The following is a 25,082-nucleotide window of genomic DNA, read 5'->3' on the forward strand; positions in this document are numbered from 1 at the left end:
GAAAAGTTTGATATGATAGAAAAAAAGCTATCAGGAGGGGAGACAGCGATGAAAAAAATGTGGCCGAACTATACGGAAAAGCGATTGATGGCCGCGTTTTTCCTGGCTGCCTTGGCGGCGGCTGTGTTTTTAAGCTGGAGCTTTTGGAAAAGTGAAGCCGCCGATACGCTGCCTCTGCGCAATACCCGCCAGCTGGAGCTGGTCACCTCCTATCAAGACGGTATCCAGATCCAGACGGCCCGCCTGCCGGAAAAGGAGCCGCAGAGCGTGATGTTCAAAACCACCCATACCAAGGTGGAAGTCTATGCGGGGAGCCAGCTGATCTACCGCAGCGGCTGGGCCGGGAAAGCCGTCCCCAAGTCCCCCGGTACGCTTTGGCACATCGTTTCCATTCCGGAGGGCCATGGCGGTGAGACGCTGCGCATCTGCATCTATCCCGTGTATCATCATTTTTACGGTAACACTTCAACGCTTTACTGCGGGACCAAAAGCGCATGCGTGCTGGAGCGGCTCACCGACATTCTGCCGATCCTCATTCTCAACTGCGTCATTGTGTTTGCCGGCATCCTCAGCATTTTCCTGCATTTCTTTACCAGGAACCGCCGGGAAAAGCATGAGATCGGGAGCTTTTTGTGCCTGGGCCTGTTTGCCTTGACCATTGTGGCGTGGTCGCTGTGCCAGTGCGGCTTTCTGCAGTTCCTCATCCCGGACGGCAGGACGCTGTACTTTGTGGACTTTTTCAGCTTCTTCCTGTTTCCGGTGCCCTTCAACCTGTTTGTGTACACGATCTGCCGCACCAAATACCGCCGGGGATTTGCCGTTTTGGCGGCGGCGTATCTTGTCAACATGGTGGCGGAGACAGCCATCCAAATGACCGGCTGGCTGGACATTTTCCAGATGATGACGGTGACCCATGTGCTGATGGCGGTGAATGGGGTGTATGTGTTCTGGGCCATTGGGAGGGAGAGCCGTCTGACGGACAATGAAAACGCGAAGCGCTTCCGCCTGCCGCTGTATATCGTTATGGCCTTTGGACTGGCGGAGCTGGCGGCCTACTATTTCCGGGGCTTCCGGGACACCTCCGTCTTTCTGCCTATCGGCACCATCGTGTTCATCGTCATGCTGGTGTGGAGCCAGGTGGCACAGTATTACCGCGCCATGCTGGAGGAGCAGAAGCTCGCCTACTTTGAAAAGCTGGCCAACATGGACATTTTGACGGAGGCGCTGAACCGCAACGCCTATGAGGATACCCTCAAGCGCCTGGAGCGGCAGGAGCTGGAGGTGAAGGCCACCTGCGTGGTCCTGTTTGATATTAATGACATGAAGTATATCAATGACAACTTCGGCCATGAACAGGGCGACGAGGCGCTCAAATGCTGCTTCCACTGCATCCAGCAGGCCTTTGACCCCTCCGGCAAATGCTTCCGCATCGGCGGCGATGAGTTTGTCTACATTGCCTGCAGCGCCCAGGACCTGGCGGCGGAGCAGCGGCATTTTGAGGAGCTGATCCGCCGGGAGAGCGGGAAGTTTGACTTCCCCTTCAGCGTGGCCTGCGGCTACGCCAGCTATGACCCGTCCCTGGACCGGACGGTCCGGGATGTGATCCGCCGCAGCGACAGTATGATGTATGAGAACAAAAAGAAAAAAGAGCCCCTCTGGACCGCCCCGGAAGAATTTCTCCGGGATGCGGAACGTCCGGCAATGCTATGAAAAAACGGCTCCCGTGTCCACGGGAGCCGTTTTCCGCTTTTTAAACAGTGGTGCGGTGCAGGGCGGGCGTCCGCTCCAGAGCCCGCAGCAACAGGGAGCCCAGCACATAGCAGGCGATGGCCTCACCCAGGCCCACGGTAAAGGCGTTGAAGGCGTAGGCGGGCCAGAAGGCGGCACCGTCCAGGGTGGCGAAGTAGGCGATCTCCGCGCCCACGATGACGGCGTTGCAGACGACGGGAGGCAGGGGGGCAAGCCAGCGGTTTTTTACCTTGGAGGTCCAGATGGCCGCCACCAGCGTCGCCAGGGTGCCGAAGATCCAGTCCAGCACGTAGGGGGAGCCCAGCAGGTTCGCCAGGAAGCAGCCCACCGCCAGACCGGGGATAGCCTCCGGGAACAAAAACGGCAGCACGGTCATGGCCTCGGCCACCCGCAGCTGTACGCCGCCGTACTGGGGGATGGGCAGAAACAGGGTCAGCGCGGCGTAAATGCCGGCGATTATGCCGGCCGTGGCCAGCCGCCGGGTGGAAAATCGGGATTTGGACATGAAAAAAGACCTCCTTGAAATAGGGTGGAGGTCTGTAAACGCACAGCAACATACCCGCGAAAGGCGCGGGCGACCTCCATTTTTTTGTTTAGAGAACGGTCAGCAAAAGCCACCGAACGAACGCCGCCGGAGCGGCGCTTGGACAGGGAGATGGCACCTGTCAATTGGGGAGTATACCATGGCTGCCTGGAAAAGGCAAGAAAAACATACGCCGCCGGGAATTTTTCCCGGCGGCGTATATTCAATTCGCGGCCTCTACGACCACCAAAACGGTGCCGCTGCCGGCATCGCCGGATTCCTCGGCTGTGTAGTCCAGGCCGGATTCGTCCAGCTGGGCCAAGAGGAGGTCATACTCCTCCGGGGTGAGGTCAAATTCCACCTGGCCTTCCGCCTCCCGGTCCGGCGTCCGCCCGGACAGCAGCTCCAGCTGCAGCCCCTCCGCCGGCAGGGTGACGCGGGCGGAGGGCTCTGGCTTGCTTGCGGTCATGATCATGGTCTCCGGAGCCGCTTCCTCCGTCTGGCCGGCGACAGGCTCCGTGGAGCCGCTGTCGGATGGTTCCGCATGGCTGCCGCCGCTGTAAGAGCCCATTTTTTTATCGGCGCCGTATTCCTGGGGATCGGCATCCTCCACGGGCGCCTCTTGATACAGGGCGGCGGGCGCCTCCGCCGCCGGTGTCTCCGCCGCCTCAGCGGGAGCGCTTTCAGCGGAGGCGGTGTCCATGGCGGGGGCTGCGGCGGCAGTGGCCCGCTCCATTTTCGCGCCGCCGGAGAGGGTGTCCTTCAGAGGCAGGACCAGCACGGCCACCGCCAAGCAGGCGGCCAGGGGCAGCAGGAGCTTTTTCCAGGGCGTGCGGCGGACCGGCGTGCCGCTTTGGCGGACAGCCGCCATGACACCCTCGGCAAAGCCGTCGGGGACAACGGTGTCCTCCACCTCCGGAAATGCCGCCCGAATGGCCAGAATGTCATCCACGTAGGCGCGGCAGGCGGGACAGGTGTCCAAATGGTCCCGGACGCGGCACATCTCCTCGAAAGACAGCTCTCCGTCCGCATACAGGTCCAGCAGGGCCTCGAACTCTTTGCAATTTGTCATGTTCAGCCCTCCTTTCCTGCTTCTTTGGACGCAGGAGGCGGTGAAAAGTTCCCGCTGCGCAGCAAAAAGTTTCGCAGCTGCTTCCGTCCCCGGTTGATGCGGGATTTCACCGTGCCCACATCCACGTCCAGGGTCTGGGCGATCTCGTCATAGCTCAGCTGGTGCATCTCCCGGAGGAGGAGCACCTGCCGGTGGTCCGGCGTCAGGGCCTGCAGCCCCGCTTCGATCTGCTGCCGCAGCTCAGAGCGTTCCGCCTGCTCCTGGGGGGAGGGGGCGGTGTCCGGCACCTCCAGCTGGACCTCCTCGTCGTTGAGGGAGGGGCCGGCGGCGCTTTGGCGGCGCCCCTCCCGCCGCAGCAGGTCCACGCAGGCGTTGGAGGCCAGCCGGTACAGCCAGGTGGAAAAGCTGGCGTCTCCCCGGAAAAAGGGAAGTCCCTGCCAGGCGGAGAGAAATGCCTCCTGGGCCGCCTCCTCGGCGTCCGCGGGGTTTTTACACATGCGGGTGGTGAGGGCCAGCACCCGCTTTTCGTACAGGTGCACCAGCTGCTCAAAGGCGGACTGGTCCCCCTGCCGGGCGGCCTCCACCCATTGCTGCTCTTGTTTTTCCATCATACCAGATCCCTTTTGATCCCTTTCGTCACCTGATATACGTCTTCCAGTGTGTTCATCTGCACGATCTTTTCCTTATAGTAGCCGGAGTGGGGCACACCCTTGAGATACCAGCAGTAGTGCCGCCGGGCCTCCAGCACCGCCACCCGCTCGCCCTTGGCCCGGGCTGCCAGCTCAAACTGGCGGACGGCGGTGTCGCACCGCTGGGCAAGGGGCGGCAGAGGGGGGACAGGCGCCCCCTCCAGGGCGGCCTTGGCCTGCTGGAACAGCCATGGGTTGCCGAAGCACCCCCGGCCGATCATGGCCATGTCCGCCTTCGTGTGCTGCAGGATGCGGACGGCGTCCTCAGGCTTCCAGATGTCGCCGTTGGCGATGACGGGGACGGACACCGCCTCCTTCACAGACCGGATGCAGTTCCAGTCCGCCGTGCCGCCGTACACCTGGGCACGGGTGCGGCCGTGGACCGCCACGGCGGAAACACCGGCGGCTTCCAGGGTCCGGGCGAACTCCACACAGTTGCAGCTGCCCATGTCCCAGCCCCGGCGGAACTTGGCGGTGACGGGGACAGATACCGCCTTCACCACCGCCTCCACGATGCGGCCGGCCTTGTCCGGGTCCTTCATCAGCGCCGCGCCGTCGCCGTTGTTGACGATCTTTCCCATGGGGCAGCCCATGTTGATGTCGATGATGTCCGCGCCGGTGTGCTCCAGGGCGATCTGGGCGGCCTCCGCCATGCAGGCGGGGTCGCTGCCGAAGATCTGCACGGCGGCGGGGTGCTCCCCGGGAAATTGCTGCAGCAGGGAAAGGGTCTTTTTGTCGTGGTAGCACAGAGCCTTGGAAGAGATCAGCTCCGTGACGGTATAGCCCGCGCCCAGCTCCGCGCAGATCTGCCGGAAGGCCACGTCCGTGACCCCGGCCATGGGCGCCAGCGCCAGGCGGGAGTTGATTTCCACAGTTCCAATACGCATGGGAAAGCCTCTTTCTCAATAAAATCTCAACTTAGCATACCACATGAAAGAAAAAAAGTCCACCGCCAGCCGCCGGCGGGAAAGAGCGTGTTTCCCGAAGCCTTTTCCCGACGGGATTTTCCCGGAGAGAGCTGTAAAATAATGGAAAATCACAATTCCGGGAGGGACAGGCTGTGGGGCACGGTCAGATCGTATTGGGACAGGAGCAGCGACGGCGGCTGCTGGCCATGGGCATCCGTTTTTTTCTGGCGGCGGCCCTCACCGCCAGCCAGGCGCCGGGGGGCTACGCGCCCTTTGCCCTGGGCTGTGTGGCGGCGGCGGGAGCAGGCCCCTTGGGCGCGGCGGCGCTGGCGGGGACCGCGTTGGGGACGGTGCTGTTCCTGCGCTTTTCCCAGGCCCTGCCCCACATGGCGGCTGCGGTGCTGCTGTTCACCGCCGCCCAGGCGTTCCGGGGCAGCTGCCTGCTGACAAAGCGGCGGACCGTGGCCCTGACAGCGGCGGGGCTTTTTCTGGCGGTGGGGAGTATTTACGTCATCCAGTCCCTGTCCCCCGCGGACCACGCGGCCCCCTGTGCCGCGGCTGCGGTGCTGACGGGGCTTTCCACCTGGTATTTCCAGCCCCTGCTGGCCCAGGAGCGGGAGCGGCTGGAGCCGGACAGCCTGCTGCTTCTGGGGGCGGCACTGCTGCTGGCTCTGGCGGATGTGACGGTGGGAGAACTCTCCTTGGGCCGGGCGCTTTTGAATACGCTGCTGCTGTATACCGCCTGCCAGCGGGGCAGTACCGCCGGCACGGCGGCAGGCCTGGGGATCGGGCTCATGACGGATGTGTGCACCGCCTCCGGCGGGGTGCTCTTCGGCGGGGCTTACGGCCTGGGCGGGCTTCTGGCGGGCCGCAGCGGCGGGCGGCGGAGCCGCGCCGCGCTGTGGTATCTGACGGGGGTGTTCGCGGCGCTGCTGCCGGTGCACCATGCGCTGGCGGCGCCGCTGCTGCTGGAGGCGGTGTTCGGCACGGGGGTATTTTGGATGCTGCCGGGTAAGCTGTTTGACGGCAAGCGGGTGCTGCGCGCGCCGGCGGCGGACAGCGGCGGCCGGGAACGGCTCCGCGCCCAGCTGAACCGCACCGCCGCGGCCCTGCGAGACCTGTACGACAGCATGGGCCGGGGACCCGGCCCCTCCACGGAGGAAAACCCGGCCATCGTCTTTGACCGGGCGGCGGAGAAGGTGTGCCGGGGCTGTGCCCTGTGCGACCTTTGCTGGCAGCGGGAGTACACAGGCACCTTCAACGCCCTCAACGACGCCACGCCCTACCTCCTGGAGCGGGGACGGGCCATGGCCAAGGATTTTCCCGCCTATTTCGCGGACCGCTGCATCCACCTGCAGGACTTCCTGGCGGCCATTAACGGGGAGCTGTCGGCCTTTTTGCTGCGGCGGCAGTACCGGCGGCAGCTGGAGGAGACACGCCGCAGCGCCCAGGGGCAGTATGCCCAGCTCAGCGACCTGCTGACAGCCACCGCCGCGGGACTGGGTGAGGCTGTCCCGGCCTCGGCGGCCGCGGCGGAGAGCCGCATCGGCGCGGCCCTGCGGCCCAAGGAGGGGGAGAGTGTCTGCGGGGACACGGTGATGTCCTTCCGAACGGAGGGAGGGCTTTTGTGTCTGCTGCTGGCGGACGGCATGGGCAGCGGCGAGGGGGCCCGGAAGGAGTCCGCTCTCACCTGCCGGCTGCTGCGGCAGTTCCTGGAGGCGGGCATTGAGCCGGAGGCGGCCCTCAAGACGCTGAACGCCGCCATGGCCCTGCGGGGGGCGGAGACCGGCAGCTTCACCACCGTGGACCTCATCACCTGCCGGACAGAGACCGGAGAGGCGGCCTTTTACAAGTTCGGCGCCGCCCCCAGCTATGTGAAAAAGGGCGGCACCGTCCGCCGCATCACCGGCGGGACGCTGCCGGTGGGACTACGGGGCACGCCGGCGTCTCCGGACGTGACCCGGGCCACCCTGGCGCCGGGGAGCTTTGCCGTCATGGTCAGCGACGGTGTAGCGGACCCGGGGCGGGACGAGTGGCTCCAGGACCTGCTGGCCGGCTGGGAGGGGGACGACCCTCAGGAACTGGCGGGTCTCATCCTCCGGGAGAGCATCCGCCGGGAGGGGCTGCAGGACGACTGCGGCATCCAGGTGCTCTACCTGCCGGGGCCTCATGGAAAAAGCGTGTAGCGGCGGTATAAAATTGCTTGCGCTGAGACAAAATGGAACCATCAAACTGTGGATACAGGAGGCGTGAAGCGGATGGTGAAAGGCATTTCCAGACGGGTGGTCGTGGTGGACTCCCCGGATCAGCGGTACTTTGAGCAGGCGATCTTCATCGTGCGGAACGACGCGGCGGGGGAGGGCGTCACCGCCCAGGCCCTGGTGGAGGAGGCAAAGCGGGTGGCCCGGAATTACGCCGGCGGAGACCACGGCCGGTTCAGCCGGGCCTGGCGGGAGCTGACGCCGGCGGTGTATACCCTCATCGGCGCCGGCGGCATCGGCCTTGTGTGGATGCTGGCATCGCTGGTATAAGGAAAAGGCAGACGCGGAAGCGTCTGCCTTTTTTGATGGGCTTAAAGACCGGATGATGCGAAATACCGCCGGGTGGCCTCCGCGTCGGCGGCGATCTGGGCCTTCAGGGCGTCCAGGGTGTCAAAGCGGACCTCGTCCCGCAGGTGCTCGAAAAACTCCAGCCGCAGCGTTTTGCCGTACAGGTCCCCCTCAAAATCCAGCAGGCAGGCCTCCACGGTGACGTCGGCGCCGTTGTTCACCGTGGGCCGGGTGCCCACGTTGGTGACAGCGGGGCAGACGGTGCCGTCCGGCAGGGTGACCCGGGTCACATACACGCCGTGGCTGGGCACCAGCACATGGGGCGGGATGACCAGGTTGGCGGTGGGATACAGCCGGGAGGAGCCGATGCCCCGCCCGTGGCGGACAGCGCCTGTCAGAGTGTGGGGGTGGCCTAAAAAGCGGTTGGCCCGGCTGATCTGGCCCAGCTCCACCAGGCGGCGGATGTAGGTGGAGCTGACGGTGATGCCGCCTACCTCCACCTTGGGGATGATGTCACAGCCAAGACCCAGCTCCGCGCACTTTTCCACCAGCAGCTCCGGAGAGCCCTGGTTTTTGTGGCCGAAGTGGTGGTCGTGTCCCGCCACCAGGTGGACGGCGTGATAGCGACCCACCAGGATCTCCGTCACGAAATCGTCCCAGGCGGTGGTCCGCATCTCGTCGTCAAAGGGGACCATGATGACGTCCCGGATGCCGTACAGCCGGCGAACCAGGTCCTTCCGGTCCTCCGGGGAGTTGATGAGAGGGCAGGGAATGCCGGTAAGCACTTCCTTGGGCACCCGGTCAAAGGTGAATACCGCCGGGGTGGCGCCCCGGGCGGCGGCCTCCTCCACGGTCCGCCGCAGCAGGGCGGCATGGCCCAGGTGGACGCCGTCAAAGAAACCCAGAGCAATGACTTTTTCTTTACTGGACATGGCGTTACGCTCCAAAGAAATTCTTGATGGATGTCAGCGTGCCGCGTTCGGCACGGGAGAGGCACAAAAAGTCTCCGTTTCTGCCGTAGACCCGGTAGGTGCCGTCGGGCAAGGCGCTGTCCGTAATGGCGCCGCCATTGCGGACCCGCTTTTCCTGCCCTGCCGACCGCAGCGGCAGGACAGGATATTCCGCAAAGAGGCTGTCCCCGGGCAGCAGCAGCTCCTCACCCCTGGCCTGCACATCCTCCAAGGTGACGGCCTGGGCCAGGGTGTATCCGGCGGCCATGGTGCGGCGCAGGGCGTACATCGTGCCGCCGCAGCCTAAGGCGCTGCCGATGTCGTGACAGAGGGTGCGGACATAGGTGCCCTTGGAGCAGACGCAGCGGAAGGTATAATCCGTTTCACTGACCTGCTCCAAAAGCTCCAGCTCATAGATGGTAATGCTCCGGGGCTTCCGGGCCACCTCCCGGCCCTTCCGGGCCAGGTCGCAGAGCTTCTGGCCGTTGATCTTGATGGCGGAGTACATGGGGGGGATCTGCTGGATGTCTCCCAGGAAACGGGCCATGGCGGCCTCCACCTCCTCCCGGGAAACGCTGACAGGCCGGGTCTCCAAAACCTCGCCGGAGGTATCCTGGGTGTTGGTCACCTGGCCCAGCCGCAGCCCGGCCACATATTCCTTCCGGCTGTTTTCCGCGAATTCCACGGCGCGGGTGGCCTGTCCCACAAACACCGGCAGCACGCCGGTGGCCATGGGGTCCAGGGTGCCGCCGTGGCCCACCCGCTTTTCGTGGAGGATGCCCCGAATCTTGGCGCACACGTCCATGGAAGTCCAACCGGAGGGCTTATCAATGATGAGGATGCCGTTGGGCATAGGGCACCTCAGCTTTCGTAATCCGGTGCCGTCTGGGCCGCTGCCGCCAGGATCTGGCGCTTGGCCTCAGCCCAGGGAGCCTCCACCGTGCAGCCGGCGGCTGCCGCGTGGCCGCCGCCGCCTAACAGCCCGCACATTTGCGTGGCGTTGATGCGCGCGCCGGTGCGGACGGACATTTTCCACACGTCCGGACGCAGCTCCCGCATGGTGATGGCGCAGTCCACCCCCTCGATCTGGCCGCCCAGGGCGGAGAGGTCCTCGGCGTCGCTCTCCGTGGCGCCCACTTTTTCCATCAAAGAGATGGGCACGGACAGCACCGCCACCCGGTCCCGGTCGTAAAACTCCGCTGTGGAGAGCATGGCGCCCTCCAGCTGCATGCGCTTGCGGCTCTTGGTGCGGAAAAACACCTTGTTGACGGTATGGTAGTCGATGCCGGTGGACATGAGGGCCGCCGCCACGGCGTGGGTGTTGGCGGTGGTGTTGCCGTAGGCGAAGCAGCCGGTGTCCGTGGACACCGCCACATACAGCGGCAGTGCCATCTCCGCCGTGATGGGGCCCAGATGGGCCAGGATGCTGTACATCAGCTCGCCGCAGGCCGCCGCCTCCGGCCGGACGATATTGGCCGCGCCGAAGTGCTCAAAGGAGGGGTGGTGGTCGATGGCCAGGTCGATGCGGCCGGCGTAGCGCTTGGCGTTTTCCGGCAGCAGGCCCAACGTGGCTATGTCCGTGGACACCACCTTGTCCGGCAGAAAGTCCGCCGGCGCCTCATAGGGGCGGAAATAGGGGGCGGTGGTGTCGGTCAGCTCCGGGTTGGGCAGGAGATAGGCCGTTTTGCCCAGGGCCCGCAATCCGGCGCACAGGGCGGCGGCGCAGCCCACGGTGTCGCCGTCGGGGCGGACGTGGGTCAAAATGAGCACATTGTCAAAGCTCCGCAGAAGAGCGGCAGTCTCGGAAACGGTCAGCATGCCTCACGCCTCCTCATCCGGCAGAACGGCGTCATTGTCGGGGTTGACGGGCTTGACCCTGCTGGGGTCCCGCAGCACCTCCAGAATATGGGCGCCGTGCTGAATAGAGTCGTCGGCGATGAACTGCAGCTCCGGGGTGTAGCGCAGCTGCAGAGCCCGGCCCAGCTCCCGGCGCAAAAAGCCGGAGGCGGACTTGAGGCCCTTGAGGACCTCCTTTTCCTGGCTCTTGTCCAGAGCGCTGACGTACACCCGGGCATAGCGCAGGTCGCCGGTGGTGTCCACCCGGATGACGGACACCATGCCGGAGGAGACACGGGGGTCTTTCAAACGGCGGAACTGATCGCTCAGCTCCCGCTGGATCTCTTCATTGATACGGCCGATTCGATTGCTGGGCATGAATGGGCCTCCTTTCTAAAGGTAAAAAAGAACCGAGACGGCGACGCGGTCGCCGCCCCGGTTAGTATTTGCGTTACTGGGGGATCTCCTCCATGGTGAAGCCCTCAATAATATCTCCTTCTTTGATATCATTGAACTTCTCAACGGTCAGACCGCACTCAAAGCGCTGGACGACCTCCTTGGCGTCGTCCTTGAACCGCTTCAAGGAGGCCAGGCTGCCCTCGTGGATGACGATGCCGTCCCGGACCACCCGGACGGAGCAGGCACGGACGATCTTGCCGTCCAGCACATAGCAGCCGGCGATGGTGCCCACGCCGGAGACCTTGTAGGTCTGGCGGACCTCCGCGTGGCCCAGGACCACCTCCCGGTACTTGGGAGCCAGCATACCCTTCATGGCAGCCTCGATCTCGTCGATGCAGTCGTAAATGACCCGGTACATCCGCATATCCACGTTCTGCCGCGCCGCGCCGTCACGGGCGGCGGCGTCGGGCCGGACGTTGAAGCCCACGATGATGGCGTTGGAGGAGGCGGCCAGCATGACGTCGGATTCGTTGATGGCGCCCACGCCGCCGTGGATGACGCGGACGTTGACCTCGTCGTTGGAGAGCTTCTCCAAGGAGGCCTTCACCGCCTCCACGGAGCCCTGGACGTCGGCCTTGACGATGAGGGCCAGCTCCTTGCGCTCGCCGGCCTGGATCTGGTCGAACAGGTTCTCCAGGGAAACCTTCTGCACCGGCGCGGCGGCCTTGGCTTTCTCCTCGGCCTTGCGCTGCTCCACCAGCTCCCGGGCCATGCGCTCATCCGCCACGGCGAAGAAGGGGCTGCCGGCGGAGGGAGCCTCGGAAAGGCCGGCGATCTCCACAGGCACGGAGGGGCCGGCCTGGGTCAGGCGGTTGCCCTTGTAGTCGGTCATGGTGCGGACACGGCCCACGGCGGTGCCGGCGATGATGATGTCGCCCTGCTTCAGCGTGCCGTTCTGGACCAGCAGTGTCGCCACGGGGCCGCGGCCCTTGTCCAGGCGGGCTTCGATGACGGTGCCCTGGCCGGCGCGGTTGGGATTGGCCTTCAGCTCCTGGATCTCAGCCAGCAGCACCAGGTTTTCCAGCAGGTTGTCGATGCCGATGTTCTTCTTGGCGGAGATCTTGCAGACGATGGTCTCGCCGCCCCACTCCTCGGGCACCAGGCCGTATTCCGTCAGCTGCTGCATGACGCGGTCGGGGTTGGCGTTTTCCTTGTCGATCTTGTTGACGGCCACGATGATGGGGATGTTGGCGGCCTTGGCGTGGTTGATGGACTCCACGGTCTGGGGCATGATGCCGTCGTCGGCGGCTACCATCAAAATGGCGATGTCGGTGATCATGGCGCCGCGGGCACGCATGGAGGTGAACGCCTCGTGGCCCGGGGTGTCCAGGAAGGTGATGGGCTTGCCGTTCACCTGCACCTGGTAGGCGCCGATGTGCTGGGTGATGCCGCCGGCCTCGCCGGCTGCCACGTTGGTGTTCCGCACGGCGTCCAGCAGGGAGGTCTTGCCGTGGTCCACGTGGCCCATGACAACGACGACGGGCGCCCGGGGCACCAGGTCCTCCGGCTTATCCTCGTGGTCGTCGATGAGCTTTTCCTCAATGGTGACCACCACTTCCTTCTCCACCTTGCAGCCCAACTCCTCGGCGATGATGGCGGCGGTGTCGAAGTCGATGATCTGGCTGAGAGAGGCCATGACGCCGTTTTTCATGAGGCACTTGACTACCTCGGCGCCGGTCTTTTTCATGCGGCTGGCCAGCTCGCCCACGCTGATCTCGTCGGGGATCTGGACCTTCAAAGGAGCCTTCTTGGCGATCTCCAACTGGAGCTTGCGCATCCGCTCGGCCTCGTCCTGCTTGCGCTTGTTGGAGAAGGTCATGTTGCCCCGGCGCTGGTTGCTGTTGCGGAACTTCTCCTTGCCGCCCTTTTGCTGCATCCGCTCACCGCGCTCGCCGCCCAGGTCCTCCAGGCGCTCATCGTACTTGGCCAGGTTCACGTCGCCGCCCTTGCGGGTGTCCACGATCTTCTTCTGGGGAACGCGGGTGGTGGGCTGCTGCACCGGCTGCTGGGCGGGCTTTGCCTGCGCGCTCTGCTGCTGGGGCGCGGCCTGCTTGGCGGGAGCGCCCTGACCGCCCTGGCGGGCGGGCTGCTGGGCGGACTTCGCCTGGGAAGCCTGCTGGGGCGCAGGCTTTGCCTGCGCGGCGGCCTTGGGGGCCTCCTTCGCCTTTTCCTGGTAGGCGTCGGCGTAGATGACCTGGATGTTGGCCACCTGGTTGTGCTGGGTCAGATAGTCAAAGATCACAGACAGCTCGTGGTCCGACAGGACCTGCATGTGGTTCTTGGGAGCGGCCACGTATTTGGTCAGGATCTCCGTGATGGCTTTGGTGGGCAGACCGAAATCCTTGGCCACCTCGTGCACTCTGTATTTCTCAATACCCAATCGTAACACCTCGTTATGTTCCAACCCGAGGGCTGGGAAGATTTTTCACAAGTGACTGCCGTGGAAGGCAGGTCAAGACTCCTTTTTGCGGAAGGAGCCCTTGCCCTTTTTCACAGGGCGGCTGTGGGCGTAGGGATTTACCGCCGCCCTTGCTTTGGGACGGTTTCCCCGGGAGGGCCCGGAGGGCTTCCGGGAACCGGCGGCCTTGGGCCGCTGGGCCGGGGCATCGGCTTTTTCGGGGGCTGCCGGGCGGGAGGGGACCTCCTTGGGCCTGCGTTTGCCCTGGCGGAGGTTTTTCTCGTGAGCCGCCTGCTCGGCGCGGCGCTCCGCCGCCCGCTTGGCCTTCAGCTCCAGCTTGGCGGCGGCTTCGTCATAGCGCTCCGGGTCCAGGTCCGCCAGACGGCGGACCACCGCGTTGGCAAGGCCGATGTCCGTCACCGCCACGATGGCGGCGGAGGAGCGGCCCACGGCCTTGCCCAGCTCCGCCTTGGTAAAGGGGAGCTGGAGCCACAGGCACTGGCCGGCCTGGGCGAAATGCTCCGTGCGGCGGCGGGTGTTGGGCGCGGCGTCAGAGGCCAGCAGCAGCACCCGGGCGTCCCGAGCGCGGGCAACGGCCTCCACCGGCTCCTCGCCGACGGCCAGGTTGCCGCCCCGCAGGGCAAGGCCCAGGAGGGAGAGAATGTTATGACTGTCCATCCGCACCTCCCAGCTCCGCCTCCATGGCGTCGTACACCGCCTCGGGAATGGCTGTCTCGAAGGCCCGCTCCAGGGCCCGGGACTTCCGGGCCTTCCGCAAGCACGCCACGTCGTGGCACACATAGGCGCCGCGGCCGGGCTTCTTGCCGCCGAAGTCCAGGGAGACCTCGCCCTCCGGGGACTTCACCACCCGGAGCAGGGATTTTTTATCTTTCATCTCACGGCAGCCCACACACTGCCGCTGGGGGATCTTTTTCGGCTTTGGCATTTGTCAGACCGCCTTTCTGGCCGGGTCAAACGCCGGCGGGATCGTCCAGGATCTCCACGTTGTCCTCGTCCACACCCTCCTCGGGGTCCTTGTAGCTCTGGGGCTTGATGTCGATCTTGTAGCCGGTGAGGCGGGCGGCCAGGCGGGCGTTCTGGCCCTCCTTGCCGATGGCCAGGGACAGCTGGTCGTCCGGCACCACGCAGCGGCAGGCCTTGCCCTCGTCGGCCATCCAAACGTCCACCACGTCGGCGGGGGCCAGGGCGGCGGCGATGAACTGGGCGGGGTCCTCGCTGTACTTGATGATGTCGATCTTCTCGCCCCGCAGCTCCTCCACGATGCTGCCGACCCGCTGGCCCTTGGGGCCCACGCAGGCGCCGATGGGGTCCACGTTCTCGTCGTTGGACCACACGGCCATCTTGGTGCGGCTGCCAGCCTCCCGGGCGATGGAGCGGACCTCCACGGTGCCGTCGTAGATCTCGGGGACTTCCAGCTCAAACAGGCGCTTGACCAGGCCCGGATGGGTCCGGGAGATGAGCACCTGGGGACCGCGGGTGCTGCGGCGGACCTCCACCACGTACACCTTCACGTGCATGCCCTCGGTGAGCTCCTCGCCGGGGACCTGCTCGCCGGCCATCAGCAGCGCCTCGGTGGACTCGCTGCCGGTGCCGATGCGCAGGCTCACGTTGCCGTTGCGGGGGTCGATGCGGGTGACCACGCCGGTGAGGATCTCGTGCTGCTTGGAGTTGAACTCGTCGTACACCATGCCCCGCTCGGCCTCCCGCAGGCCCTGGATGATGACCTGCTTGCCGTTGCCGGCGGCGATGCGGCCGAACTCCACGTTGTCCACGGGGAGGTTGATGATGTCGCCTACCTCGTACTTGGCGGAGATGTGCTTGGCCTCCTCCACCGGCATCTCGTTGTCGGGGTCCACATAGTCCTCTTCCGCCACCACGTTCTTCTGGACGAACATCTTCAAGGTCTGATGCTCCACATCCACGTCCACGATGACGTTTTCCACGCCGTCGTGGTCCCGCTTGTAGGCGGTGGTCAGGGCCTGGATGATCTTATCCAGCATGAAGCTCTGGGGGATGCCCCGCTCCTTTTCCAGCAGGGCCAGGGCGGCAAAGATCTCAGAGGGGTTGAAGCCAACGGGCTCCTTTTGCTTTTTACCTTTCATTGGTGATTCTCCTTTTATCTTGATACGTCTTTTTCAAACGATGCGTGAACCAATTAAAATTCCACCCGCAGGCGGACCAGGGCCACATCCTTCTTGGGGAAGGTCATGTCAGCCTTGCCCACGGTGACGGTGACGTCGCCGCTGGCCTCATCATAAGCGGACAGGGTACCGGCGAACTCCTTGCGGCCGTCCAGCGCGCGGTACAGCTTCACCAGCACGGGGCTGCCCAGAAAACGGGCGAAATCGCCGGGGCGCTTCAGCGCCCGCTCGGCGCCGGCGGAGCCCACTTCCAGGGTGTAGCTGCCCTCAATGGGGTCCGCCTCGTCCAGAAGGTCGCTGACCTTCCGGGAGATGGCCTCGCAGTCCAGAATGTCTACGCCGCCTTCCTTGTCGATGAGGATGCGCAGATACCAGGTGCCGGCCTCCTTCACATATTCCACGTCCCACAGGGTGCAGCCCTGCTCCGCAATAGCGGGAGCTGCCAGCTCCGCGGTCAGTTCCGTGATCTTTTTCATGGGAAGTTTCCCTCCAATTTACAGTTTTTGGAAAAATTGCCTGGGCCAAAAAGGCCAACAAAAAGAGCGGACCCTGGGCCCACTCCACATACCTTACACTTCTAACATACACACCATACCACAGCTGCGGAAAAAGCGCAACCCCTTTTGACTGTTTTTTCTTCCATATACTGCGCAAAAGCAGGCCCGGATATGCGGATTTTCGCATATCCGGGCGGGAAATCAGCGGCGGCGCAGAGCGGCCGCCAGACACGACAGCAGGAACAGACCCAGGTTGGCCGCCACCACGGAGGCGCCCACCGGCGTGGACAGGACAAAGGAGGCGGTGAGGCCGGCGCAGAAGCAGGCCACGGAGGTCACGGCGGAGCAGACCACCACGCCCCGGAAGCTCTTGAACAGGTGCATGGCCGTCAAGGCCGGGAAAATGATTAGGGAGGAGATGAGCATGGCGCCCATCATCCGCATGCCCAGCACGATGGTCAGTGCCGTGAGAACGGCCAGCAGGGTGTTGTACCGCTCCACCTTCATGCCGGTGGCCCGGGAGAAGTTTTCGTCAAAGGTGACGGCGAAGAGCTTGTGGTAAAACAGGATGAACAGCACCAGCACCGCGATGCAAAGGACCGCGGACAGCGCCACGTCCTCCCGGGTCATGGCCAGGACGCTGCCGAACATGTAGTTGTCCACGTCCGTGGTCATGCCGGTGGTGCGGGAGATGACGATGATGCCGATAGCCAGGGAGGAGGCGCTCATGACGGCAATGGCGGCGTCGCTGTTCCAGCGGGGATGGCTGGCCATCCGCAGCAGGAAGAAGGCAGCCAGGACCACCACGGGGATGGAGAAGTACAAAGGCGTCATCTCCAGGGCCACGGCGATGGCCAGGGCGCCGAAGGACACGTGGCTGAGGCCGTCGCCGATCATGGAGTACCGCTTCAGCACCAGGGATACCCCCAGCAGGGCGGCGCACAGGCTCACCAGCACGCCGGCGATGAGGGCCCGCTGCATGAAGGGATAGGAAAACATCTGCATGAGGTCCATCACTCCACCTCCCGGAAGCGCCGTCCCTGGGGGGAGGCCAGATACTCCGCCACGGAGCCGCAGAAATAGCTGCTGCGGCCGATGTGCAGTACCGTGCGGGCGCTTTGCAGGGCGGCTTTTAAGTCGTGGGTCACCATGACGATGGCCATGCCCTCTTTGCGGTTGAGGTAGGACAGCAGCTTGTAAAGGTCCTGGGCCGCCGCCGGGTCCAATCCGGTGATGGGCTCGTCCAGGATGAGGAGCTTGCTGGCGGCGCACAGTGCCCGGGCCAGCAGCACCCGCTGCTGCTGGCCGCCGGAGAGGTCCCGGTAGCACTGGTCCTTCAGCTCCAGCACCCCCAGCTTGCCCATGTTCATAAGGGCGGCGGACTTTTGGGCGGGGGAGTAGAAAAAGTGCATGCCCTTTTGGTTGAGGCAGCCGGAGAGCACCACCTCGTACACGGTGGCGGGAAAGTCCCGCTGGGCCTGGGTCTGCTGGGGCAGATACCCCAGGTTGCCCCGACGGAGCTCCGGGGAGCGCCAGATCTCGCCGCTCTGGGGCGGCAGCAGGCCCAGAAGGCCCCGCAGCAGGGTGGATTTGCCGGAGCCGTTGTCGCCCACGATGCACAGGTAATCTCCCTCCCGGATGGTGAGGTCCAGATGGGTCAGCACGCTCTGGCCCTCGTAGCCCAGGGACACGTCCCGGCAGGCCAGCAATTCAGGTGCTTCCATGGCTGTCCTCCTCTCTCGCGCAGAGGTCACACACCCCGGTGAACAGCGTGCCCCGGGGGTCGATGCGGAAGTGGTGGTCCTTTTCCAGATGGTCATACAGGGCCTGGAGATGGGAGCAGTCCAGGTGGCGGATGCGGCCGCAGCGGCTGCACTTGAGCAAAAAGCAGTCCCGGTGGTCCTGGTCCGTGTGGCCGCACAGCTGGTAAAAGGCCCCTTCGGCGGTGTTGATCTTGTGGACCTGGCCGGCGGCGGAGAGCTTTTCCAGCTGGCGGTAAATGGTGGCAAGGCCTACGGGACAGCCCATCTGCCGCAGGTCCTCTGCCAGGTCGGCAGCGGAGAGGGACTCCTCCCGCCGCAGCTCCAGGCAGCGGAGCACAGCCTGCTGCTGTTTCGTCGTATAGGGCATAATACGCCTCCAAAAATGAAAATGATTATCGTTCTCATATTATAGACGGACTGTAAAAAAAGTCAAGAGCGGTTGCAAAATTCAGGAAATTGGAGTATAATTAACACAGAACATTACAGTTGTGCAACGGCGCGCAACAGGATAACGGGAGTAAACAAATGAAAGTCTCACTGGTCATCATGGCGGCGGGCCTGGGCTCCCGCTACGGCGGCAACAAGCAAGTGGACGGGATCGGGCCCCACAATGAGATCTTGATGGAGTATTCCATTTATGACGCCATCCGGGCTGGCTTCAACAAGGTGGTGTTCATCATCAAGCCCGAGATGGAGGAGATGATGCACCGCCTGTGTGGGGATTACCTGGCAGGAAAAACCGCCAATGACGGCTCGCCGGTGGAGGTCGCCTACGCCTTTCAGGATTTTTCCTCCCTTCCGGATTTTTACACGGTCCCGCCGGAGCGGACAAAGCCCTTCGGCACGGTGCACGCCCTTTTGTGCGCGGAAAGCGTGGTCCGGGAGCCCTGCTGCGTCATCAACGCCGACGATTACTACGGCCTGGACGCCTATCGGACCATGTACCGGGCGCTGCAGGCGCTGCCGGAGAGCGGAAAGGCCACCATGGTGGGGTATCTGCTGAAAAACACCGCCAGCCTTCACGGTACCGTGTCCCGGGGCGTGTGCGCGGTGGAGGACGGCATGCTGCGCTCCGTCAAGGAGACGCTGAAGATCCAGCTCTATCCCGACGGGTCCCTGCGGGACCTGGCGGAGGATGTGCCCCTGGACCCGGACAGTGTGGTGTCCATGAATTACTGGGGCTTCATGCCCAGCATTTTCCCGGAGCTGCGGGCTTATTTTGAACGCTTTTTGAGAGGCGAGGGCGGCAGGAACATCAAGTCGGAGTGCTTGCTGCCGGTGATGGTGGACGATTTGATGCGGGAGGGGCGGCTGGAGGTCTCCGTGCTGCACTCCGCGGACAAGTGGTTCGGCATGACCTATCAAGAGGACCGGGCGGTCGTGGCGGAGGAGCTGCGCAAGCTCCACGAAAACGGAACGTATCCCGGAAGCCTCCGGCAATAAAGGACAGTGGCCGCCCGCGGCAAAGACCGCGGGCGGCTGTTTTGCCTCCGGGCAGGGACAGGCTGGAGATTTTGTCATAATTTGATACCGATTTTTTGATGTTTTGTATCGACTTTTTTCGCCGGATATCGTCTAATAAATATAAGAAGAACATTCGGAGGAAAGGCCTATGAAGGGAACGAAAAAACGGGGACTCAGGGGGCGGCGCCTGTTGGGGACGGCGGCGCTGCTGAGCGTTCTGGCGGTGCTGCTGTCCGGCGATCCGCCGGCCTCCGCCGTGCCGCGGGACGGGGCTTCCGCGGAAGCTCCAACAGCACAGGAGCCCGTCCGGGCCCGGGTGCTGGAGCCTGCGCCGCCTGCCGAGCCGGAGGAACCGCCGGCATCGGAGGAGCCGGCAAAGCCCGCTACCATGCTGGTGCCGGAGAGTGAGCCTGTGGAGGATGACTACTTTGCCGACGCGGTGTTCCTGGGGGATTCCCGGACCGAGGGCTTTTACCTGTACAGCGGACTGGAGGAAGGAACGTACCTGTACGCCGTGGGCGCCACGGTGGAGTCCGTGTTCTCCAAGCCCACCCAGGAGACGGAAGCTGGCAAGGTGCCCATGTTGGACGCCCTGGCGGAGCTGGAGTGCGGCAAGGTGTACATCATGCTGGGGGCCAACGAGCTGGGCTGGCCCAAGAGCGAGGCGTTTCACGACCAATACGGCAAAGTCATCGACCGCGTCCGGGCGGACCATCCCGACGCGGAGGTGGTCATTCAGTCCATCCTGCCGGTGAGTGCCGTCCAGGAGGCCAAGGGCAGCTACGTGAACAACGGCCGTATCCAGGCCTACAATACCATCCTGGAAGAGCTGGCGCTGGAAAAGGAGTGCCCCTATCTGAACGTGGGGGAGGCGGTCACCGGCGAGGACGGCTGCCTCCGGCCGGAGCTGACCACCGACGGCATTCATTTGAATACTGCCGGCTGCAAAGAGTGGCTGGATTACCTAAAGACCCATGCCGTTTCTTGAGCGGATTGCACAAGTAAATATCTGAACCGGCCTCCGGGAGAAGCTGCCCGGAGGCCGGTTGTGTTGCTTTTTTAACAATTTGGAAGAATTGGCTTCGTACAAAACTACAAAAAAACGTTGTTTTTTGACATCTGCTTGACAATTTGGTAAGAGAACCGTATACTGAAAACACAATTCCGATGCGTCGGAATTATTCGTCTCACTTATTTTGGAATAATATTCCGCATAGCGGAAAATAGAGAGGCGGATCATTCAAAGCATGGGAACTTCCTTTCACATAAAAAATGGAAACAAGTTCCAACCAGCGGAATTTTCCAAAAGTGAAGGAAAAAGCGCCGATAACAGCGCAGTATCGGAGACCTGCCCCGGCGGAGACCGGAAATCCCGCACATGCGCATGCGGGGCCCGGACAAGCTGTCCGAAAGAGTAAAAGGAAAGGGAGTTATTGAAATGTCTGCAATTGGATTCCTGATTCTTCTGGTCCTTTCCATCGTTTTGCTGATGGTTCTGATCATGAAGATCAAACTGCACCCCACGTTCTCTCTGTTCGTCGCTGCCCTGGTCATGGGCCTGGTCATGGGCGTATTTGAGCCCGAGGGCTTCACCTTCACCGAGGTTCTGAGTAAGATCGCCTCCGGCTTCGGCGGCACCCTGGGCAGCATGGGCATCCCCATTATGCTGGGCGCTATCCTGGCCATGGGTGTGCAGGACACCGGCGCGGCCAAGGTCATCGCCAACTTCTTCATCAAGCTGTTCCGCGGCAAGAACCTGGAGCTGGCCCCCGCTCTGACCGCCTACATCGTGTCCATCCCCGTGTTCGGTGACATCACCACCATTCTGACCTCCAACATCGCCAACGTTCTTTCTAAGCGCAAGCACATCTCCATGGGCAAGATGGCCGCTTTCACCCAGACCGGCCTGAACCTGACCCACGCCATGGTGCCCCCCACCCCCGGCATCCTGGCTGTCTCCATCCTGCTGGGCGCTGACCTGGGCCTGGTCATCGGCTGGGGCGTGGTCATCTCCATCATCGGCTTCCTGCTGACCTGGATCGTCCTGCGCAAGTGGACCGACAAGGAGTTCATTGAGCCTGTGCCCGAGGTCGTTGCCGAGATCGAGGAGACCTCCTCCAACGACGTCAAGGACATCCTCATCTCCGGTGAGGACCTGCCCGGCACCTTCGCCTCCTTCTTGACCATTCTGATCCCCGTCGTGCTGATCGCCGGCAGCTCCTTCTTGAAGATGGGCGTGTCCGAGGAGTCCGCCCTCTATGGCTGGGCCAACATCTTCGGCGACAAGATCGTGGCTCTGGGCCTGGGCGTCATCTACACCATGATCCTGGCTTCCTTCCACAAGGCTTCCGTCCGCAAGAGCAACAAGGACGTCTCCGGCAAGGACCCCGCCAACTTCCGTGAGGTCGTGCTGGACAGCTGGATCGTCCGCGGTCTGAATGTGGCTCTGCCCGCTCTGCTCATCACCGGCATGGGCGGCGCCTTCGCGGCTGTCATCAAGGCTGCTCCCGCCATCAACGACCTGGCCGGCCTCATCGAAAAGTCCGGCGTTCCCGGCCTGCTGATCCCCTTCCTGATCGGCGCCATTATGTTCACCGCTGTGGGCTCCATGACCACTGGCGGCATGACCGCCGCCGGCGTGGTTGGCCCCATGATGGCCACCCTGGGCTTGACCCCCGTTGCCACCGTCCTGGCCATCGGTGCCGGCACCATGATCTTCAACCATGTCAACAACTCTGGTTTCTGGGTCATCAGCCGCTTCTTCAACCTGGATCTGAAGCAGGGCTTGAAGTACATCACGCTGCCTGACTTTGTGGCCGGTGTGTTCTGCTTCGTCCTGGTCTGCATCGCCAGCGCTGTGGGCCTGTTCTAAAATGAACCGGCGGTGGTAATTGCCACTGACGCAGTGCGGAAGCTCTGTTCGTATGAAAACGGCCTGCTGCTTGCTGTTCCAGCAGGCGGCAGGCCGTTTGTCATTGTGTGTTCACAACCGGATTTTTCAAATAAGGAGAACTTCTATGAACCAGAAAAGTGTGAAAGAGCGCCTTTTGTGGGCGCAGTTCGATGCCTTGGAAATGGGCACCGGCTGGGATGACCAGGACATCACCCGCCCTCAGATCATGATCGAGAGCGTCTACGGTGATTCCCATCCCGGCAGCTATCACCTCAACCAGCTGACGGAGCAGGCGGTCTACGGCGTGTATGAAAAGGGCGGAAAGCCTGCCAAGTACTATGCCACCGACATCTGCGACGGCTGCGCCCAGGGCCATGACGGCATGAACGTGGTGCTGGCCTCCCGGGAAGCCATCGCCAACATGGTGGAGGTCCACGCCTCCGCGGTGCCCTGGGACGGCATTATCCTCTCCTCCAGCTGCGATAAGTCCATCCCCGCCCACTTGAAGGCGGCTGCCCGCATGGACCTGCCCACCATCTTCATGCCCGGCGGCTCCATGCGGCCCGGCCCTAACCAGACCACCTCCCTGGTGGCCGGCGACATCTCCCTGCGCCAGAAGCGCAAGGACGCCATCACCGACCAGGAGGTCCGGGATTACAAGCTCACCGGCTGCCCCTCCGTGGGCGCCTGTACCTTCCTGGGCACCGCCTCCACCATGCAGTGCATGGCCGAGGCCCTGGGCCTGACCCTGCCCGGCGCGGCCCTGTGCCCCGCCACCATGCGGGACATCCTCCAGTATGCCCGCTATGCCGGCCGCAAGATCATGGATCTGGTGGAAAAGGACATCACCCCCAGCAAGATCATGACGCCCGCCGCCTTCCGCAACGCCATCATCGTCCACAGCGCCATCGGCGGCTCCACCAACGCCACCATCCACCTGCCCTCCATCGCCCGGGAGCTGGGCTATGACCTGCCCATCGAGCTGTTCGACGAGATCAACCACCAGGTGCCCCACCTGGGCAACATCAATCCCTCCGGCCAGCATCTGACCGAGTCCTTCTGGTTCGCCGGCGGCGTGCCCATGGTGCAGTGGATGCTGCGGGACATGCTGGACCTGGACGTGATGACCGTCACCGGCAAGACCCTGGGCGAGAACCTGGAGGACCTGCAGAAGGACAACTGGTTCGACCGCAACCTGGGGTATCTGGCCAACTACGGCTTGACCCGGGACCAGGTGATCTTCCCTGTGGAAAAGGCTCCCGAAAAGGGCTCCGTGGCCATTTTGAAGGGCAACATCGCTCCCGAGGGCAGCGTTTTGAAGTACTCCGCCTGCGCCATGGAGCAGCGGGAGGTGGTCAATGCCAACGCCCGCGTCTTCAACCACGAGGAAGACGCCCACGCCGCCGTGGTGAACAACCAGATCAACCCCGGCGATGTGGTCATCATCCGCTACGAGGGCCCCCGCGGCTGCGGCATGCCCGAGATGCTGATGACCACCGAGGCCATCGTCTGCGACGAGCGCATCAACGGCTCCGTGGCCCTCATCACCGACGGCCGCTTCTCCGGCGCCACCCGCGGCGCAGCCATCGGCCATGTCAGCCCCGAGGCGGCTGCCGGCGGCCCCATCGCCTTCATTGAGGACGGCGACTTGATCTCTTACAGCGTTGAAAACCGCACCATCAACCTGACCGGCATCCACGGCGTGCCCTGCTCCGTGGAGGAGGCCACCAAGGTTCTGGAGGAGCGGGCTAAGGCGGGCATCCTGCCCCGGGAGCCCCGCAAGGGCTTCTACAAGCTCTACACCGACCACGCCCTCTCCGCCATGAAGGGCGCCGGCCTGGAATAATGACTCCGCCGGGTGTTTTTCACCGGGCTTCAAGACGGCGCCGGCCCGAAAGGGCTGGCGCCGCCTTTTTGCAAAAATCCTCCGGGAGCGGGATACTGCTTCAAACTGGGAAAAATTTTCCGATTTTTTTAAATCCCTGCTTGACATTTTCGGAAAAGCGCGTATACTAAACACGCAATCGACCAATCGATTTATTTTGTGTATAACAAATTCGGAAAATGATTCCATAATACGGAATCATAACGGGCGCAGCCCGCCAACAGAAAGAGAGGATGTCTCATTATGAACGCAGCATATTTGACTCCCGCCATCACCCTGTTCAACGAGGACGGCAGCCTGGACCTGGTGAGCCAGGAGAAACTGTTCAACAACTTGATCGAAAACGGCGTAGACGGTATTCTGGTGGAGGGCAGCAGCTCCGAGTTCTTTGCCATGCCCATGGACCAGCGCCGGGAGATGGCGAAGTTCGCCATTGAGACAGTGGCCCACCGGGTCAAGCTCATCATCGGCACCAGCCACATGGTGGCCGACGAGATCGTCAGCTTCTCCAACTTCTGCCTGGACGCCGGCGCCGACGCCGTTATGATCCTGCCTCCGTACTACTTCCACTTCGGCGCCGAGGCGCTGCTGCAGTACTATGACCGCCTGGCCGCCCAGATCCACGGCGACATCTACATCTACAATTTCCCCGACAACACCGGCTACACCATTCCCCCCGAGACTGTGCTGGCCCTGGCTAAGATCCACCCCAACATCGTGGGCATGAAGGACACCATCTCCGGCATGGACCACACCCGGGAGCTGATCAAAGTGGTCAAGTCCCACATTTCCACCTTTGAGATCTACTCCGGCTTCGACGACAACTTCGCCCACAACGTCCTGGCCGGCGGCAACGGCTGCATCGGCGCGCTGAGCAATGTGGTGCCCGAGATCTGCGCCGCCTGGGTGAAGGCCTTCCGGGACAACGACATGGCCGGCGTGGCCAAGGGCCAGCAGACCATTGACCGCCTCATGGACCTGTACGCTGTCCGCAGCCCCTTCCTGCCGGTCATCAAGGAGGCCTGTAAGCTGCGGGGCATCGCGTCCACCAGCGTCGGCACCTTCCCCATGCCCAACGCCACCGTGGAGGACGACGCCAAGATCCTGGAGCTTCTGCGCCGGGAGGGTGTGCAGTAAACCTGCGTGAAGCAAAGGACCCCGCTTAGGCGGGGTCCTCAGCCTGTCGAGAAACCCCGGTTGTGCATTAGGCAGCAACCGGGGTTTCAGCGCAAATTCGGGGAAATAGAATTGAGAACAGGAAATGGACAGAGTCATTCCATTTCCG

24 protein-coding genes are annotated in these 25,082 nt (G+C 63.3%); 8 read left to right on the top strand and 16 right to left on the bottom strand.

Annotation, left to right across the window (positions count from 1 at the left end; genetic code table 11):
* Positions 1–48: 48 nt before the first annotated feature.
* Positions 49–1,710 (top strand): GGDEF domain-containing protein, encoded by a 1,662-nt coding sequence (locus ACTQ4R_RS08795; protein ID WP_441627803.1) that lies wholly within the window; start codon positions 49–51, stop codon positions 1,708–1,710.
* Positions 1,711–1,750: 40 nt separating this feature from the next.
* On the opposite strand, the gene ACTQ4R_RS08800 is transcribed toward ACTQ4R_RS08795, so the two are convergent.
* From ACTQ4R_RS08800 to dusB, 4 genes are all read right to left on the bottom strand, one after another.
* Positions 1,751–2,254, bottom strand: coding sequence for a QueT transporter family protein (locus ACTQ4R_RS08800; protein ID WP_441627805.1), 504 nt, complete (start codon positions 2,252–2,254; stop codon positions 1,751–1,753).
* A 241-nt stretch (positions 2,255–2,495) separates the two neighbouring features.
* Entirely contained in the window at positions 2,496–3,344 is an 849-nt protein-coding gene (locus tag ACTQ4R_RS08805; protein ID WP_441627807.1) for an anti-sigma factor family protein, read from the bottom strand.
* A gap of 2 nt (positions 3,345–3,346) precedes the next feature.
* The gene (locus ACTQ4R_RS08810) at positions 3,347–3,955 is read right to left on the bottom strand and encodes an RNA polymerase sigma factor (protein ID WP_441627809.1); all 609 of its coding nucleotides are present in this window, start codon (positions 3,953–3,955) and stop codon (positions 3,347–3,349) included.
* Positions 3,952–4,920 (bottom strand): tRNA dihydrouridine synthase DusB, encoded by a 969-nt coding sequence (gene dusB, locus ACTQ4R_RS08815; RefSeq protein ID WP_441627811.1) that lies wholly within the window; start codon positions 4,918–4,920, stop codon positions 3,952–3,954. Before dusB ends, ACTQ4R_RS08810 begins: the two co-directional genes overlap by 4 nt.
* A gap of 173 nt (positions 4,921–5,093) precedes the next feature.
* Here dusB and ACTQ4R_RS08820 point away from each other — a divergent pair, with 173 nt between their 5' ends.
* Both ACTQ4R_RS08820 and ACTQ4R_RS08825 read left to right on the top strand, forming a co-directional pair.
* Positions 5,094–7,127 carry a SpoIIE family protein phosphatase gene (locus ACTQ4R_RS08820; protein ID WP_441627813.1) on the top strand — a complete coding sequence of 678 codons (2,034 nt, stop codon included), beginning with the start codon at positions 5,094–5,096 and terminating at the stop codon, positions 7,125–7,127.
* A 72-nt stretch (positions 7,128–7,199) separates the two neighbouring features.
* Positions 7,200–7,472 carry a hypothetical protein gene (locus ACTQ4R_RS08825; protein WP_441627815.1) on the top strand — a complete coding sequence of 91 codons (273 nt, stop codon included), beginning with the start codon at positions 7,200–7,202 and terminating at the stop codon, positions 7,470–7,472.
* Between the two features lie 41 nt (positions 7,473–7,513).
* On the opposite strand, the gene ribF is transcribed toward ACTQ4R_RS08825, so the two are convergent.
* From ribF to ACTQ4R_RS08885, 12 genes are all read right to left on the bottom strand, one after another.
* Entirely contained in the window at positions 7,514–8,422 is a 909-nt protein-coding gene (gene ribF / locus ACTQ4R_RS08830; protein ID WP_441627817.1) for a riboflavin biosynthesis protein RibF, read from the bottom strand.
* A 4-nt stretch (positions 8,423–8,426) separates the two neighbouring features.
* On the bottom strand, positions 8,427–9,293 hold the full coding sequence (truB, locus tag ACTQ4R_RS08835; protein ID WP_441627819.1) for a tRNA pseudouridine(55) synthase TruB: 867 nt from the start codon (positions 9,291–9,293) through the stop codon (positions 8,427–8,429).
* A gap of 8 nt (positions 9,294–9,301) precedes the next feature.
* The gene (locus ACTQ4R_RS08840; RefSeq protein WP_441627821.1) at positions 9,302–10,258 is read right to left on the bottom strand and encodes a DHH family phosphoesterase; all 957 of its coding nucleotides are present in this window, start codon (positions 10,256–10,258) and stop codon (positions 9,302–9,304) included.
* A gap of 3 nt (positions 10,259–10,261) precedes the next feature.
* On the bottom strand, positions 10,262–10,654 hold the full coding sequence (rbfA, locus tag ACTQ4R_RS08845; protein WP_441627823.1) for a 30S ribosome-binding factor RbfA: 393 nt from the start codon (positions 10,652–10,654) through the stop codon (positions 10,262–10,264).
* Between the two features lie 73 nt (positions 10,655–10,727).
* On the bottom strand, positions 10,728–13,115 hold the full coding sequence (gene infB / locus ACTQ4R_RS08850) for a translation initiation factor IF-2 (RefSeq protein WP_441627855.1): 2,388 nt from the start codon (positions 13,113–13,115) through the stop codon (positions 10,728–10,730).
* 72 nt (positions 13,116–13,187) lie between these two features.
* Positions 13,188–13,811 (bottom strand): L7Ae/L30e/S12e/Gadd45 family ribosomal protein, encoded by a 624-nt coding sequence (locus tag ACTQ4R_RS08855; RefSeq protein WP_441627825.1) that lies wholly within the window; start codon positions 13,809–13,811, stop codon positions 13,188–13,190.
* On the bottom strand, positions 13,798–14,079 hold the full coding sequence (rnpM, locus tag ACTQ4R_RS08860; protein ID WP_441627827.1) for an RNase P modulator RnpM: 282 nt from the start codon (positions 14,077–14,079) through the stop codon (positions 13,798–13,800). Before rnpM ends, ACTQ4R_RS08855 begins: the two co-directional genes overlap by 14 nt.
* 25 nt (positions 14,080–14,104) lie before the next feature.
* Positions 14,105–15,256 carry a transcription termination factor NusA gene (gene nusA / locus ACTQ4R_RS08865; protein WP_441627829.1) on the bottom strand — a complete coding sequence of 384 codons (1,152 nt, stop codon included), beginning with the start codon at positions 15,254–15,256 and terminating at the stop codon, positions 14,105–14,107.
* A 53-nt stretch (positions 15,257–15,309) separates the two neighbouring features.
* Positions 15,310–15,771 carry a ribosome maturation factor RimP gene (rimP, locus tag ACTQ4R_RS08870; protein WP_441627831.1) on the bottom strand — a complete coding sequence of 154 codons (462 nt, stop codon included), beginning with the start codon at positions 15,769–15,771 and terminating at the stop codon, positions 15,310–15,312.
* Positions 15,772–15,993: 222 nt separating this feature from the next.
* Complete coding sequence (locus ACTQ4R_RS08875) at positions 15,994–16,806, bottom strand: metal ABC transporter permease (protein ID WP_441627833.1); 813 nt, start codon at positions 16,804–16,806, stop codon at positions 15,994–15,996.
* Positions 16,806–17,516 (bottom strand): metal ABC transporter ATP-binding protein, encoded by a 711-nt coding sequence (locus ACTQ4R_RS08880; protein WP_441627835.1) that lies wholly within the window; start codon positions 17,514–17,516, stop codon positions 16,806–16,808. The genes ACTQ4R_RS08875 and ACTQ4R_RS08880 overlap by 1 nt, the downstream gene beginning before the upstream one ends.
* A complete protein-coding gene (locus ACTQ4R_RS08885) occupies positions 17,503–17,922 on the bottom strand; it encodes a Fur family transcriptional regulator (protein WP_441627837.1) in 420 nt (139 codons plus the stop codon). The genes ACTQ4R_RS08880 and ACTQ4R_RS08885 overlap by 14 nt, the downstream gene beginning before the upstream one ends.
* Positions 17,923–18,080: 158 nt before the next feature.
* On the opposite strand from ACTQ4R_RS08885, the gene ACTQ4R_RS08890 reads away from it, so the two are divergent.
* From ACTQ4R_RS08890 to ACTQ4R_RS08910, 5 genes are all read left to right on the top strand, one after another.
* Positions 18,081–18,998 carry a nucleotidyltransferase family protein gene (locus ACTQ4R_RS08890; protein ID WP_441627839.1) on the top strand — a complete coding sequence of 306 codons (918 nt, stop codon included), beginning with the start codon at positions 18,081–18,083 and terminating at the stop codon, positions 18,996–18,998.
* A gap of 169 nt (positions 18,999–19,167) precedes the next feature.
* A complete protein-coding gene (locus ACTQ4R_RS08895; RefSeq protein WP_441627841.1) occupies positions 19,168–20,007 on the top strand; it encodes a GDSL-type esterase/lipase family protein in 840 nt (279 codons plus the stop codon).
* A gap of 450 nt (positions 20,008–20,457) precedes the next feature.
* Positions 20,458–21,891, top strand: a complete 1,434-nt coding sequence (locus ACTQ4R_RS08900; protein ID WP_441627843.1) for a GntP family permease — start codon at positions 20,458–20,460, stop codon at positions 21,889–21,891.
* Positions 21,892–22,036: 145 nt separating this feature from the next.
* On the top strand, positions 22,037–23,758 hold the full coding sequence (gene ilvD / locus ACTQ4R_RS08905; RefSeq protein WP_441627845.1) for a dihydroxy-acid dehydratase: 1,722 nt from the start codon (positions 22,037–22,039) through the stop codon (positions 23,756–23,758).
* A 282-nt stretch (positions 23,759–24,040) separates the two neighbouring features.
* On the top strand, positions 24,041–24,934 hold the full coding sequence (locus ACTQ4R_RS08910; RefSeq protein WP_441627847.1) for a dihydrodipicolinate synthase family protein: 894 nt from the start codon (positions 24,041–24,043) through the stop codon (positions 24,932–24,934).
* Positions 24,935–25,082 lie beyond the last annotated feature (148 nt).

It is taken from the genome of Dysosmobacter sp. Sow4_B12, assembly GCF_052116665.1.
Classification (GTDB): Bacteria; Bacillota; Clostridia; order Oscillospirales; family Oscillospiraceae; genus Oscillibacter.